The 13,222-nt window shown below is 44.8% G+C and carries 13 protein-coding genes; 5 read left to right on the forward strand and 8 right to left on the reverse strand.

Annotation, left to right across the window (positions count from 1 at the left end):
• Positions 1–77 precede the first annotated feature (77 nt).
• The 3 genes from mfd (at position 78) to FTU69_RS08125 (ending at position 5,733) form a co-directional block, all read left to right on the forward strand.
• On the forward strand, positions 78–3,539 hold the full coding sequence (gene mfd / locus FTU69_RS08115) for a transcription-repair coupling factor (RefSeq protein WP_180103711.1): 3,462 nt from the start codon (positions 78–80) through the stop codon (positions 3,537–3,539).
• A gap of 218 nt (positions 3,540–3,757) precedes the next feature.
• Positions 3,758–4,192 (forward strand): HIT domain-containing protein, encoded by a 435-nt coding sequence (locus FTU69_RS08120; protein ID WP_005178471.1) that lies wholly within the window; start codon positions 3,758–3,760, stop codon positions 4,190–4,192.
• An 83-nt stretch (positions 4,193–4,275) separates the two neighbouring features.
• Positions 4,276–5,733 carry an adenylate/guanylate cyclase domain-containing protein gene (locus FTU69_RS08125; protein ID WP_171525163.1) on the forward strand — a complete coding sequence of 486 codons (1,458 nt, stop codon included), beginning with the start codon at positions 4,276–4,278 and terminating at the stop codon, positions 5,731–5,733.
• A 95-nt stretch (positions 5,734–5,828) separates the two neighbouring features.
• On the opposite strand, the gene fdx is transcribed toward FTU69_RS08125, so the two are convergent.
• The 8 genes from fdx to FTU69_RS08165 all read right to left on the reverse strand — a co-directional run bounded on the left by fdx (position 5,829) and on the right by FTU69_RS08165 (position 12,000).
• On the reverse strand, positions 5,829–6,167 hold the full coding sequence (fdx, locus tag FTU69_RS08130) for an ISC system 2Fe-2S type ferredoxin (RefSeq protein WP_005178469.1): 339 nt from the start codon (positions 6,165–6,167) through the stop codon (positions 5,829–5,831).
• Between the two features lie 15 nt (positions 6,168–6,182).
• Positions 6,183–8,042, reverse strand: a complete 1,860-nt coding sequence (gene hscA, locus FTU69_RS08135; RefSeq protein ID WP_180103712.1) for a Fe-S protein assembly chaperone HscA — start codon at positions 8,040–8,042, stop codon at positions 6,183–6,185.
• A gap of 39 nt (positions 8,043–8,081) precedes the next feature.
• Complete coding sequence (gene hscB, locus FTU69_RS08140) at positions 8,082–8,597, reverse strand: Fe-S protein assembly co-chaperone HscB (protein WP_005178465.1); 516 nt, start codon at positions 8,595–8,597, stop codon at positions 8,082–8,084.
• A 104-nt stretch (positions 8,598–8,701) separates the two neighbouring features.
• Positions 8,702–9,022 (reverse strand): iron-sulfur cluster assembly protein IscA, encoded by a 321-nt coding sequence (gene iscA, locus FTU69_RS08145; protein ID WP_045795408.1) that lies wholly within the window; start codon positions 9,020–9,022, stop codon positions 8,702–8,704.
• A 37-nt stretch (positions 9,023–9,059) separates the two neighbouring features.
• Complete coding sequence (iscU, locus tag FTU69_RS08150; protein ID WP_005178460.1) at positions 9,060–9,446, reverse strand: Fe-S cluster assembly scaffold IscU; 387 nt, start codon at positions 9,444–9,446, stop codon at positions 9,060–9,062.
• 102 nt (positions 9,447–9,548) lie between these two features.
• Positions 9,549–10,766, reverse strand: coding sequence for an IscS subfamily cysteine desulfurase (locus FTU69_RS08155; RefSeq protein ID WP_104473046.1), 1,218 nt, complete (start codon positions 10,764–10,766; stop codon positions 9,549–9,551).
• Between the two features lies 1 nt (position 10,767).
• The gene (locus FTU69_RS08160; RefSeq protein WP_005178455.1) at positions 10,768–11,241 is read right to left on the reverse strand and encodes an Rrf2 family transcriptional regulator; all 474 of its coding nucleotides are present in this window, start codon (positions 11,239–11,241) and stop codon (positions 10,768–10,770) included.
• Positions 11,242–11,352: 111 nt separating this feature from the next.
• Entirely contained in the window at positions 11,353–12,000 is a 648-nt protein-coding gene (locus FTU69_RS08165) for a hypothetical protein (protein WP_160241254.1), read from the reverse strand.
• Between the two features lie 186 nt (positions 12,001–12,186).
• Here FTU69_RS08165 and FTU69_RS08170 point away from each other — a divergent pair, with 186 nt between their 5' ends.
• Together FTU69_RS08170 and FTU69_RS08175 are read left to right on the forward strand one after the other, a co-directional pair.
• Positions 12,187–12,654, forward strand: coding sequence for a phasin family protein (locus FTU69_RS08170; protein ID WP_005178447.1), 468 nt, complete (start codon positions 12,187–12,189; stop codon positions 12,652–12,654).
• Positions 12,655–12,823: 169 nt separating this feature from the next.
• Entirely contained in the window at positions 12,824–13,096 is a 273-nt protein-coding gene (locus FTU69_RS08175; protein WP_005178445.1) for an HU family DNA-binding protein, read from the forward strand.
• The last annotated feature ends 126 nt before the right edge of the window (positions 13,097–13,222 follow it).

The following is a 13,222-nucleotide window of genomic DNA, read 5'->3' on the forward strand; positions in this document are numbered from 1 at the left end:
AAGAAAAATTAACGTAATGGATGGAAATGCTCGTGTTAGTATAAGCCGCATGTTGATTAGACCTAAAAGCTATATACATGTTCCAACACGAAAGCTCCCAACTCAATCTGAAACAATTAAAAACGGGCGAAAAACGCTGGGTGGGCAATTTGCAGGGCTCATCCGCGGCCTTGCTGATCAAGCAGCTGAGTACCCAGCATAAACAGTTATTGATTGTGGTGGCGCGTAACAGCCAGCATTTGGGGCAGTTGGAAAGCGAGTTCGAGTTTTATGGTATTCAACCGACTATTTTTCCCGATTGGGAAATCTTACCTTATGACCGTTTATCGCCGCATCAGGATATTGTCTCTGAGCGTCTGGCGATTTTATCGAATATGCCACAGCAGGGCGTGCTGCTGGTGTCGGCTGCAACCCTGGCGCAGCGTGTGGCGCCAACCTCTTGGGTCTTAGGTGAGCATTTTGATATTCAGGTTGGCCAGAAATTTGAACTGGAACAGCAAAAGAAACGCCTGATTCAGGCTGGTTATCATCTGGTCGATACAGTCTATGATCATGGTGAATTTGCGGTGCGCGGCAGTATTATGGATATTTTTGCTTCAGGGCAAGAAGCACCAATCCGGATTGACCTGTTTGATGATGAAATTGAAAGCCTGAAGTTTTTTGATCCGGAAACCCAGCGGACTACCCAAACCATTCAGCAATTTTCAGTACTACCCGCCAAAGAGTTTCCTCTAAAAGAAGGCCGTTCGCTTTTCCGCGATCGTTATGCAGAATTATTCCCAAGTGCAAATCCAAAGAAAAGCCCGGTGTATCAGGATGTGCTCGATGGCATTGCCTCGCCAGGGATAGAGTTCTATTTTCCGTTATTCTTCAGCGCTCAGGCAATGGCTGCCGAAAGTACCTTAATGGCGTACTTACCTGAGAATGGCATTGTCATTACAGATAAAGGGCTGGAAGAAAGTTTAAACAGCTTCTGGCAGGAAGTAAACCGCCGTTATGAAGATCGCCGGCATAATATTGACCAGCCTATTTTACCGCCCGAGCAACTGTTTTTATCACCTCAGCAGGTGCTGGGACAGTTAAACCAGTTTGGCCGCATCATCGCCTCGGCAGATCATTTTGCCGAAAAAGCCGGTGTGGTAAATCTGACCACTGAAGCACCACCTAAACTGCCGGTCGATCCGAAACGGGAAAAACCGTTCAGTCTGGTCAAAGAATATATTAACGCGGCCAATCATCCGGTGTTGCTAGTTGCAGAAAGTGCTGGTCGCCGTGAAACTTTGAAAGATGCGCTGCGTTCCACTCTGGGAGAAATCCCAACGGTTGAGAACTTTGCTGAATTCCAGAAATCTTTATACGCCGTTGCCATTACCAACGCTCCTTTAGATCGTGGTCTGGTAATTCAGGGCCAGCTTTCGGTCATTTCGGAAAATCAGCTCTATGAACATCGTGTGGTTCAACGTCGGCGTAAACGTCAGCAGGAAGTCTCGGAAGAGTTTTTAATACGCAGTCTGACCGAGCTGAGTATTGGCGCGCCGGTGGTACATATTGATCACGGTGTGGGGCGTTATGCCGGACTGGTGACGCTGGAAATTGATCAGCAGGATCATGAATTCTTGCAGCTCGATTATGCCGATGGCGCCAAAGTCTATGTGCCAGTGACTAATTTGCATTTAATTAGCCGCTATAGTGGTGGCGATCCGGATTTGGCACCGCTGCATAAACTTGGTACTGATGCCTGGAACAAGGCCAAGCGCAAGGCTTTAGAGCAGATTCACGATGTCGCAGCTGAATTGCTGCATATACAGGCACGCCGTCAGTCCAAGCCGGGCTATGCCTTTGAGCTGGATGAAAAACTGTATATGCAGTTTGCGTCGGGGTTTGCCTATGAAGAAACCCTGGATCAGGCCAATGCCATTGAAGCGACTTTATATGATATGCAGCAGGCCAAACCGATGGACCGTCTGGTTTGTGGGGATGTTGGCTTTGGTAAAACTGAAGTGGCCATGCGTGCCGCCTTTGTCGCCGTGCAAAATAATAAACAGGTAGCGGTCTTGGTACCGACCACCTTGCTGGCACAGCAGCATTATGAATCCTTTAAAGACCGTTTTGCCGACTGGCCGGTGCGTATTGAAGTCCTGTCGCGTTTTGGTTCATCCAAAACCCATACTAAAATCATTGAAGATTTGGCCGAAGGCAAAGTCGATATTGTGATTGGTACCCATAAAATTTTGCAGGAAAATGTCCAGTTCAAACAGCTGGGCCTGATGATTGTCGATGAAGAACACCGTTTCGGTGTGCGTGATAAAGAGCGGATTAAAGCCTTGCGCGCCGATGTCGATATGCTGACCTTAACGGCAACCCCCATTCCACGTACCTTGAATATGGCCTTTAGTGGTATGCGCGATTTATCCATCATTGCCACACCACCTGCGCGTCGTTTAGCCGTAAAAACCTTTGTGCAGGAACAGACTGGTGATTCAGTCAAAGAAGCGATTTTGCGTGAATTGCTGCGTGGCGGTCAGGTGTATTTCCTGCATAATGAAGTCGATACCATTGAACGTGCAGCAGAAAATATCCGCCAGCTGGTGCCGGAAGCGCGAGTCGCAGTCGCACATGGCCAGATGCGTGAGCGTGAACTGGAGCAGGTGATGCAGCAGTTCTATCATAAAGAATATAATGTGCTGGTCTGTTCCACCATTATTGAAACCGGGATTGATGTCCCGAATGCCAATACCATTTTAATTGAACGCGCCGACAAGCTCGGCCTGGCGCAATTACACCAGCTACGCGGCCGGGTCGGACGTTCGCACCATCAGGCTTATGCCTATTTGCTGGTGCCGTCGATTAAAGGCTTAAAAGGTGATGCTGAAAAACGTCTGGATGCGATTCAGCGTGCATCGACCTTGGGTGCCGGTTTTATGCTGGCCACCGAAGATCTGGAAATTCGTGGTGCCGGTGAACTTCTCGGGGAACAGCAAAGCGGTTCGATGCAGGCCATTGGTTATAGCCTGTATATGGAAATGCTGGAAAAAGCCACTAAAGCCATTCAAAAAGGCAAAACCCCAAATTTCGATGCGCCGTTGTCGTTAACAGCGGAAATCAACCTGCACATGCCAGCCTTGATTCCGGATGAGTATCTGGGCGATGTGCATCAGCGTTTATTATTCTATAAACGTATCAGCAATACCGATACACAGGAAAAACTCGACAACATCCGTATGGAACTGATTGACCGTTTTGGTATTCCACCACAACCGGTAAAACAGCTATTTGCCGTGCATCAGCTGCGTCTGAAAGCCGAGCAGCTCGGTATTACCAAAATTGATGTGGGTGCCAATGGTGGCAATATCGAGTTTTCACCAGATACCCCGGTGCAGGCCATTAGTATTATCCAGATGATGCAAAAACATCCGACCTATTTCCGGATGGATGGCGGACAGCGTTTAAAAGTCATGGTGCTGCTGGATGAACATCAAAAACGGATTCAGTTTATTTCCGATTTGCTGGAGCAACTGCTGCGTGAGCTGCCAGCCTGAGTTAGCGCTCAGTCCTGATGCAATTCCTGCTGTTTATTTAATCGCTGACTGCGCAAAGAAGTCTTGATTATTTAAGGAAATTTATTGAAGATAGGGGATTGCTCTGGCTGGCTGCAAATAGTGTGTTATTTGTGGTGAAACGGCCGTTATAGAATATTCACGTCCTTTGGGATGTGATAGTATTAGCCATCATTCTAATTTGCGTCATTTATAAAGATATGTTTAGTTTGCATCCACAACTTGCTCAAGATACTTTTTTTGTAGGCGACTTTCCCCTGTCAACATGTCGTTTAATGAATGATATGCAATTTCCTTGGCTCATTCTTATTCCACGTGTGCCGGGCATTACCGAACTCTATGAATTAAGCCAGGCCGATCAGGAACAGTTCCTGCGTGAATCGAGCTGGTTATCTAGCCAACTGTCACGTGTATTCCGTGCCGATAAAATGAATGTCGCTGCACTGGGTAACATGGTGCCACAATTACATTTCCATCATGTGGTGCGTTATCAAAATGATGTGGCATGGCCAAAACCGGTCTGGGGAACACCAGCAGTACCGTATAACAATGAAGTGCTGAACCATATGCGCCAAACGCTAATGTTGGCACTACGCGGTCAGGGCGATATGCCATTTGACTGGCGAATGGACTGATATTCGTGTTTGCATCATGCAGGGATGTATGGTGTGACCAGATCCGCTAAGGAGAGTAGAGTACGGTGTCACTAGGTTATTGGATGGATCGAGATCCTACACAATTTGATTACCTGCATCGGGTTATGGGCTATGCCAGTTTATCGCTGATCCTGATTGTCTATCATTACACCTATCCAGACACCCAGTACCAAATTTATATTCCGGTTTTATTGGCATTTTTGCTGTTTATTACCCCGAAACTGTCGCGCTGGCTACAATCTAAATATAACTATCAGATTAAAAGAAATATCTTGTTTATTATAGATATTATGATTGTGGCCATCTGTCTGTCGGCCGTGCATTTAAATTTGGTCCTGACCTTTGCGGCTATTTTTGCCTTGCTGTATACCGCCATTAACGTCAAAGTGTCATTTTTTCTGGTGTCGCTGGCGGCTTTATTTGCGGCGTCGGTATTCTATCTGTGCAATATTTTCGTATTTGGCTTTGGTGAATATTTTGAATACACCACCAATGAGCTGACTATTCTGGCCTTCCTGTGCATGATCGTGTATTTCGGTATGGGCAGTGTTTATCAGACCCGCCGGATTCGTGCCTCTAACCATAAGCGTGAGCATTATTATCAGCAAATGAACCGCTATATGGAGTTTGCCAACCAGTTGAGCCGTTATGCGCCGCTTCAGCTCTGGCATTCGATCATGAAAGGCGAGTCAGAAGCCAAAATTGAATATAAACGTAAAAAACTCACCATTTTCTTTTCCGATATTCAGGGCTTTACCGAGCTGTCTGAAACCCTGATTCCAGACGATTTAGCCTACCTGCTGAATGATTATTTGAGTCATATGACTGAAATTGCCAAGCAGTATGAAGCCACTGTCGATAAGTTTATGGGGGATGCCATCCTGATTTTCTTTGGTGATCCAAGCAGTCAGGGTGTAGAAAATGATGCCAAGACCTGCGTTGAAATGGCCATTGCCATGCGCCAGCAAATGAAACTGCTGCGTGAACGCTGGATTAAAATGGGCTATCCGCCGTTACATATCCGCATGGGCATTAGTACCGGTTATTGCCACGTGGGTAACTATGGTGCGGCGCATCGGATGGCCTATACCATTGTCGGCCGCGATGCCAATCTGGCAGCGCGTTTGCAAAGCGCAGCCGAAGTTGATGAAATCCTGCTGTCAGATGATACCTATCAACTGGTGAAAAATGATTATCTGTGTGCGCCGAAAGCGCCAATTTTCCTGAAAGGTATTCAGGGTCCGGTGAAAACCTGGCAGGTCATGGAAAAATATGCGGCCAGAAAATCCGATTATCAGCGCTGGTTTGACTATGAATACAAAGGTTTTCATCTGTTGCTGAATCTGGATGAAGTGCAAAACTTTGAATATCCGGAACTGATTGGTGTGCTGGAAAAAATGATTAAACGGATTCAGACCCAGCAAAAACTGACCAACTCGCAGGGTATTGTGAAATTAAAACTGGAAGATGAAGTGATTGAAGAAGTCGAGGTTAATCGACCAGATCGGGAATTTCATTAAATTATAAAGATAGATGATCTGCTTGATCGAAGATTGTTGAGTGTTCTATCAAGTCAAAAAAACCACGCCGGAGCGTGGTTTTTCTGTTTTAAGTCTTAGTGATTTTCAGAAGCATGGTTAATGGTGTATTTTGGAATTTCAACTTCCAGATCTTCATCAACCACCTGTACCTGACATGATAAACGTGAGTCAGGTTCTAGACCCCAAGCACGATCTAACAGATCAGCTTCGACATCATTCATTTCTTCCAGGCTGTCAAAACCGCGGCGTACCACCACGTGACAGGTGGTGCAGGCACATGACATATCGCAGGCATGTTCAATTTTAATGCCGTTTTTTAACAGGCTTTCGCACAGGTTGGCATTTTGTTCAACTTCAAACTCAGCACCTTCTGGGCAGAATTGCGCATGTGGAAGTACTTTAATACGTGGCATAGTCTTTACCTTAAATTAGTTTGAGTTTGACCAGTCGTCGAGCTTGGTGCCTTTAAGAGCAGCATCAATATGCTGGTTCATGCGAAGCGCAGCAAAAGCATCACTGTGTATTTTAAGCTGTTCAATAGCCTGTTCAATAGCCTGAATATCGGTTGTTTCAAGCTGGCTGTACAAATGGGTTTTCGCACTATTCAATGCGTCCAGTTGTTCTGTGCTCAATAGCTGTGCATCAACTTTTAACGCCTGTTCCAGGGCTTCCAGTTCACGCTGTGCTTCGACCTTGGTTTCCTGTAAATGACGCAGGTGTTTGTCTTCTTCTGCGTATTTGAAACCGTCAAGCAGTAAACGCTCGGTATCTTCACTCGATAAACCATAAGACGGTTTAATGTCGATGTGCGCAGAGACGCCAGAAGTCGTTTCTTTGGCAGAAACACTAAGCAGGCCATCGGCATCGACCTGAAAGGTCACTTCAATACGCGCCTGACCGGCAGTCATTGGTGGAATACCATGCAGGACAAAACGGCCTAAACTACGGCAATGCTCAACCAGATCACGTTCACCTTGCACCACATGAATCAGCATGGCGGTTTGTCCATCCTGATAAGTGGTGAATTCCTGACGACGCGCGACTGGAATTGCAGTATTACGTGAAATTAAACGCTCGACCAGACCGCCCATGGTTTCCAGACCTAAAGACAGTGGGGTAACATCTAAAAGCAATGAACCATCTTTGGTATTACCAATCAGCTGATTGGCCGTAATAGAGGCGCCAATCGCAACCACTTCATCCGGGTTAATAGTACACAGCGGTTCCTGGTTAAATACCTCACGGACAGCTTTTTGCACCGCATAGGAGCGGGTAGAGCCGCCAACCAGTACCACGTTTTGAATATCGGTCAGTTCCAGTTTGGCATCGCGCAGTACGCGTTTGCAGACGCTAATGGTCTTGTCTAACGCCACCTGAATAATGCTTTCAAAAGTCGCACGATCCAGTGTTAGTGTTTGGTCTAACAGTTGCAGTTCTACCGATTCAGCATCCGACAGCGCTTCTTTGGCCTGACGCGCTGCGACCACAAAGTGGGCATATTCAGTATCATTTAATGTGTCAATATTCAGCTGTTTTTTCGCCCATTTGACAATTAAACGATCCAGATCATCACCGCCTAATGCAGTATGACCACCGGTCGCCAGTACTTCAAATACACCTTGCGAGAAACGTAAAATCGATACGTCAAAGGTACCGCCGCCTAAGTCATAAATCACATAGTTGCGATCGGTACTTAAATTGCTGTCCTGATCCAGACCATAGGCTACTGCAGCAGCAGTCGGTTCATTGAGTAAACGCAGCACATTCAGACCGGCCAGTTGAGCTGCATCACGTGTGGCTTGACGCTGGGCTTCATCAAAATAAGCCGGAACGGTAATTACTGCGCCATTGACCGGATTTTTCAGGCTGTCTTCAGCACGGTCTTTCAGCTGTTTTAAAATTTCAGCCGAGATTTCTACTGGTGTTTTACGACCCTGCGCAGTTTCAAAAGCCGGCATTTCATTGGCTTCACCCACTAAATCGTAAGGATGCTGAAATTTGATGTCTGCCTTGGAGCGACCCATAAAACGTTTTACTGAAACAATGGTATTTTTCGGATCGCTGGTGATAAACGGTTTGGCATCGTTGCCATATTGCGTGGCATTTTCGGCATAATGAACAATTGAGGGAAGTAACACACGACCTTGTTCATCATGAAGGACTTTGGCTTGCGCCGAAAGAACAGTGGCCACCAGTGAATGTGTGGTGCCTAAATCAATTCCAATCGCAATGCGATGTTCATGCGGTGCGCTTGATTGTCCTGGTTCTGCAATTTGCAAGAGCGCCATTGTGTTACATCCTTTGCACGTTAATTTGAAAAAATAAAATTAAAAATCGTCATCTAGGTCAAAGCTGTCGTCGTCGAGGAAACGATCTTCAGCCTTGTCAATATCGGTCATGACTTTCTGGAAGAAACGCAATTTACGTACTGTATCGCGTGCTTCGCCCCAGTCTTCATCTGCATAATCAATTTTAAATTCGCGAACCAGACCATCAATCCATTGCTGGACTTCGGTTTTTAGGGAAGCCAGTTCATCGGCAGAGTGGGCATCATCCAACTGCTCACGAATTTCCAGGGCAGACTGTAAAAACTCGAAATCACTGATCGACTGATCCAGATGATAATCCTGTTTTTTTAAGCTCAGTAAATAACCTGCGCGGCTGTCAACCTGAGATAAAACTTTATACGCCTGGTTGATTTCGCTGGACTGAATCAGCGCCTGGTCTTTATCTTCGGCTTTATCGGGGTGATATTGTTGCTGTAACTTTAAAAATTCTGCTTTTAAAGTAGCCAAATCAATATCGAGTGCTACAGGCAGGTTAAACAGCTCAAAATGATTCATGGGAGAGATAATCCGCGATTGATTGCAAAAAAGGACTGCATAAATGCGATTAAAACAGTGTACAAGACACTGTTTTAATCTGCAAAAGAAGGGAGGGTCGGGAATTAAACCGTGAAGGATTCACCACAACCACATTCACCTTTTTTATTCGGGTTATTGAATTCGAAGCCTTCATTCAAGCCGTTTTTGACATAGTCCATCTCTAAACCTTCAAGATAGACTAAACTTTTCGGGTCAACGAATACTTTTACACCGTGCTGTTCAAATACCTGATCGTATGCATTGATGTCATCAACAAACTCAAGCACATAGGCCAGACCTGAACAGCCGGAAGTTTTCACGCCAACGCGAATACCTTCACCCTTACCGCGATTCTTTAAGTAATTGCTGATATGAGTTGCAGCATTTTCAGTTAAATGGATCATGAAAACTCCGTTAATCTGTCTTTAAAACGAGAAACAATTAAGCTTTTTGCTGTTTGGTACGATAGTCTTCAACAGCCGCTTTAATCGCGTCTTCTGCAAGTACAGAGCAGTGTACTTTAACTGGTGGTAAAGCCAGTTCGTTTGCAATATCAATGTTTTTGATGGCTTGAGCTTCGTCCAAGGTTTTACCTTTTAACCACTCAGTCACCAGTGAGCTTGATGCAATTGCCGAACCACAGCCATAGGTTTTAAAGCGTGCTTCTTCAATTACACCGTCATTATTCACTTGAATCTGTAAACGCATTACGTCGCCACATGCTGGTGCACCGACCATGCCTGTACCTACGTTGTCTGCATTTTTGTCTAAAACACCAACGTTGCGTGGGTTTTCGTAATGATCAATTACTTTTTCGCTATATGCCATTTTGCTTCTCCAAACCTCGGGGTCAGCGTTAATATTAATATGGGGTCAATATTCGTTTTATCAATGAGATGAAGCTGAATAAAGCTTCATCTCAGTGTCGAATTAGTGTTCCGCCCACTCAACTGTAGAAAGGTCGATACCTTCCTTATACATATCCCAAAGCGGAGAAAGTTCACGTAATTTCTCAACAGCAGCTTTGGTAATTGATAACACATGATCAATATCTTCTTCAGTGGTGTATTTGCCAAAACTGAAGCGAATTGAACTGTGCGCAAGCTCGTCAGACAGACCTAGCGCACGCAGTACATAAGATGGCTCAAGCGTTGCAGACGTACATGCAGAACCTGAAGATACTGCTGCATCTTTAAGCGCCATCATTAACGATTCACCTTCAACAAAGTTGAAGCTGACGTTTAAGTAGTTGGCTACGTTTTGAGTCGGGTGACCGTTCAGGAACACTTGTTCAAGGTCTTGCAGGCCATTCCAGAGTTTGTCACGTAACACGCGTAAACGGGTTTGTTCAGCTTCCAGGTTTTTACCTGCCAGCTCAAATGCTTCGCCCATACCTACGATTTGATGGGTCGCCAGCGTACCAGAACGCATACCGCGCTCATGACCGCCACCGTGCATTTGCGCTTTCAGACGCACACGCGGGCTACGGCGTACAAATAAGGCACCAATGCCTTTAGGGCCATAGATTTTGTGTGCAGAGAAGCTCATTAAATCAACTTTTAAGGTTGAAAGATCAATCTCGACTTTACCCGCAGCCTGTGCAGCATCAACGTGGAAGAAGATTTTGTTGGCACGGGTAATTTCACCAATTGCTGCAACGTCAGTCACGGTACCAATTTCGTTGTTCACCATCATCAGGGAAACAAGAATAGTATCTGGACGAATTGCAGCCTGAACCATTTCCGGGGTAATTAAACCGGTTTGTGGTTGTGGCTCAAGATAGGTAATTTCAAAGCCTTCAGACTCAAGCTCGCGGCAGGTATCTAAAATTGCTTTGTGTTCAATTTTAGAGGTAATGATGTGCTTGCCTTTAGATGCATAGAATTGAGCCACACCTTTTAGGGCAAGGTTGTCAGATTCAGTTGCGCCTGAAGTCCAGACAATTTCACGTGGGTCAGCTTTGATCAAGTTCGCAACTTGTTCACGTGCATATTCCACTTTTTCTTCTGCTTGCCAGCCATAGGCATGTGAACGCGATGCTGCATTACCGAAGGTGCCTTCGAAAGTTAAGCATTCCATCATACGTTCTGCAACTTGAGGGTCTACAGGAGTTGTTGCTGCATAGTCAAGATAGATCGGACGTTTCATGTCAAATACCTGTAACCGATAAAAGGGCTGAATCAAAAGATGCTGAATTTTGGCGAATTGCAACGGCTTGAACGTTGTCACGAGCTACAAGGTCAGCAAGGGTGATTTTTGCAAGATAATCGGCAATATGGTGGGAGAGTTCTTGCCATAAATCATGGGTTAAGCACATTGCACCATTCTGGCAGTTGCCTTTATGGTCACAACGGGTGGCATCAACCGTTTCATTTACAGCTTCAATGATTTCTAATACGGTGATTGTATCGGCACTGCGCGCCAGGTGATAACCACCATTGGCTCCACGAATACTGGAAACCAGGCCGTGACGCTTTAATTTCGCAAATAACTGCTCAAGGTAAGCGACAGAAATAGATTGTCGAGCTGCAATTTCTGCAAGAGTGATCGTTTGTTCAGTTGGCTGCAAAGCTAGATCAAGTAGAGCAGTCACTGCGTAGCGACCGCGAGTGGTTAAGCGCATGATTCGATACACATGGTTGGACTAGATGTGTAGATTCTATGAATCCTGACTAAAATAGTCAAGTTTTTTTATTATTCGGATATTCGATTCAATCGCAGGGAAATTAAGGATTTAAACGATCCATAAATTATACACTAATAACGCAATTAATAGCAGAGTAATTAGACTAAAAGCCAGATTAATTCGCTTTTGGTTGCGCTGCATGCGACGAATGCGGTTTTTATACTGTTTAACTTCTACCTGCAGGGTATTAATGGTCGAGCGTTGCAGGTCAATTTTCTCTAATAATGGGGCAATCCGGCGTTTAGAGGTTTCCAGTTCCTGCTCGTGTTCAGGATCGGCTAGCCATTGACGCCAGTCCGACAGCACTTTAGGAATACTGAATAAAGTCAGCAGGTCGCGGAACTCATCTTTTAAAGTCGGGTCGCCTTCAATGCGCATGGTACGAATACTGCGACGATTTCCCAAGACAAAAATCTTGATCAAATCCAGCAATGTGGTACGGACATCTAACTCAACGGCTTTTTCAGGTGCTTTTAGATCAAACAGGATGCCGTGTTCACTAAACTGCACATAAAAGTCAAAATACGGAATATAGCTGTTAATTTTGACTGCAATTTTCTGGTCTACAAATTTTTTGGCCTGAAGTGCAACGACACGATCATATTTCAAGATAAAGCTAAAGATTGTTTCCAGAACAATCATCACCATCGTCAGCAACAAATGTGATTCATTTTGTCTTTGTTGCGATTCATTCATACAATTTAGTCCCTAACCAGATCGAGTCATGCATATCCAAGCGGTGCATTACCAGGAAGTAATACATAATATTCTTGCTTTGTAGAACAGTTTAACAAAACGTTCAAGTGCTTAATTTGCTATTATAAGAGCATTTTGTTGGTTTATGATATTGAATGGTATACAAAATAAGCAGGAGAAATGCGAATGGATGAAGCAGCAGTAGAATCGCCAGAACCACAAAACGAAAATGAAAAAGCGTCTAAAAACAAAGCAAGAGTACGTTCTGGGCGTAAATCGGCGCTGGATTTTCGCAAATATACCAAACAGATCTGGCTGGCCGGCTTAGGCGCGTTTTCCCGTGCTGAAGAAGAAGGCAATAAATTATTTGACTCACTGGTCAAGGTGGGGGAAGAACTGGAATCCAAAACCACCGAAATTGCCGATCAGACCGTAGAAAAAGTTTCTGAAAAGGCCAAAGAATCGGTGGTCGATACCAAAGATAAGGTCGAACGGATGATTGACCATAGTGTTCATCATTCCTTGAACCGTATAGGGCTGGTAACCGTGAAAGATATCCAGCATTTAGAGCAGCTGGTGCTGCAACTGCACAGCAAAGTCGATGCTTTAATTGAAGAAAATAAGCAATTAAAAGAACAACTCCTGAAAAAGTGAAAATCTCGACAGCTTTGGCATTTTTTTGGCAGATTTTTGCAACTTATTTTGTATAAATGCGTCTGGAGAGTATTGCTTTTACCCTCAAAGCATTGCTATAAAGGCATTACGGTAACTTAAACGAAATCTTTGGACCTTAAATAAACGATATTAAGAGGACGTAATCTTCATGAATAAATCAGAATTAATTGATGCAATTGCAGAGAAAGGGGGATTGTCTAAGACTGACGCTGGTAAGGCTTTAGACGCTACAATTGCTTCAATCACTGAAGCGCTGAAAGCAGGCGACACAGTGACTTTAGTGGGCTTCGGTACTTTCAATGTGAAAGAACGTGCTGCTCGTACAGGCCGTAACCCACAAACTGGTGAAACACTTGAGATTAAAGCAAGCAAAGTACCTAGCTTCAAAGCGGGTAAAGGTTTAAAAGATTCTGTAGCTTGATCTTTTAAGCAGTATTAAACGCGCCTCCTGGCGCGTTTTTTATTAATAATCAGAGTTTCGGGTTTTAATACATTCATTCGCTGAGGGTTTTCGGTTAAAATCCTGCACAAGTAAAATATTGGAATA

The sequence above is a fragment of the Acinetobacter sp. YH12134 genome, from assembly GCF_013418555.1.
Classification (GTDB): domain Bacteria; phylum Pseudomonadota; class Gammaproteobacteria; order Pseudomonadales; family Moraxellaceae; genus Acinetobacter; species Acinetobacter indicus.

Excerpts from the sequence above, each read along its gene's own strand:
- mfd (WP_180103711.1), top strand. The coding sequence starts at position 78 with ATGTTCCAACACGAAAGCTCCCAACTCAATCTGAAACAATTAAAAACG.
- FTU69_RS08120 (WP_005178471.1), top strand. The coding sequence starts at position 3,758 with ATGTTTAGTTTGCATCCACAACTTGCTCAAGATACTTTTTTTGTAGGC.
- FTU69_RS08125 (WP_171525163.1), top strand. The coding sequence starts at position 4,276 with ATGGATCGAGATCCTACACAATTTGATTACCTGCATCGGGTTATGGGC.
- fdx (WP_005178469.1), bottom strand. The coding sequence starts at position 6,167 with ATGCCACGTATTAAAGTACTTCCACATGCGCAATTCTGCCCAGAAGGT.
- hscA (WP_180103712.1), bottom strand. The coding sequence starts at position 8,042 with ATGGCGCTCTTGCAAATTGCAGAACCAGGACAATCAAGCGCACCGCAT.
- hscB (WP_005178465.1), bottom strand. The coding sequence starts at position 8,597 with ATGAATCATTTTGAGCTGTTTAACCTGCCTGTAGCACTCGATATTGAT.
- iscA (WP_045795408.1), bottom strand. The coding sequence starts at position 9,022 with ATGATCCATTTAACTGAAAATGCTGCAACTCATATCAGCAATTACTTA.
- iscU (WP_005178460.1), bottom strand. The coding sequence starts at position 9,446 with ATGGCATATAGCGAAAAAGTAATTGATCATTACGAAAACCCACGCAAC.
- FTU69_RS08155 (WP_104473046.1), bottom strand. The coding sequence starts at position 10,766 with ATGAAACGTCCGATCTATCTTGACTATGCAGCAACAACTCCTGTAGAC.
- FTU69_RS08160 (WP_005178455.1), bottom strand. The coding sequence starts at position 11,241 with ATGCGCTTAACCACTCGCGGTCGCTACGCAGTGACTGCTCTACTTGAT.
- FTU69_RS08165 (WP_160241254.1), bottom strand. The coding sequence starts at position 12,000 with ATGAATGAATCGCAACAAAGACAAAATGAATCACATTTGTTGCTGACG.
- FTU69_RS08170 (WP_005178447.1), top strand. The coding sequence starts at position 12,187 with ATGGATGAAGCAGCAGTAGAATCGCCAGAACCACAAAACGAAAATGAA.
- FTU69_RS08175 (WP_005178445.1), top strand. The coding sequence starts at position 12,824 with ATGAATAAATCAGAATTAATTGATGCAATTGCAGAGAAAGGGGGATTG.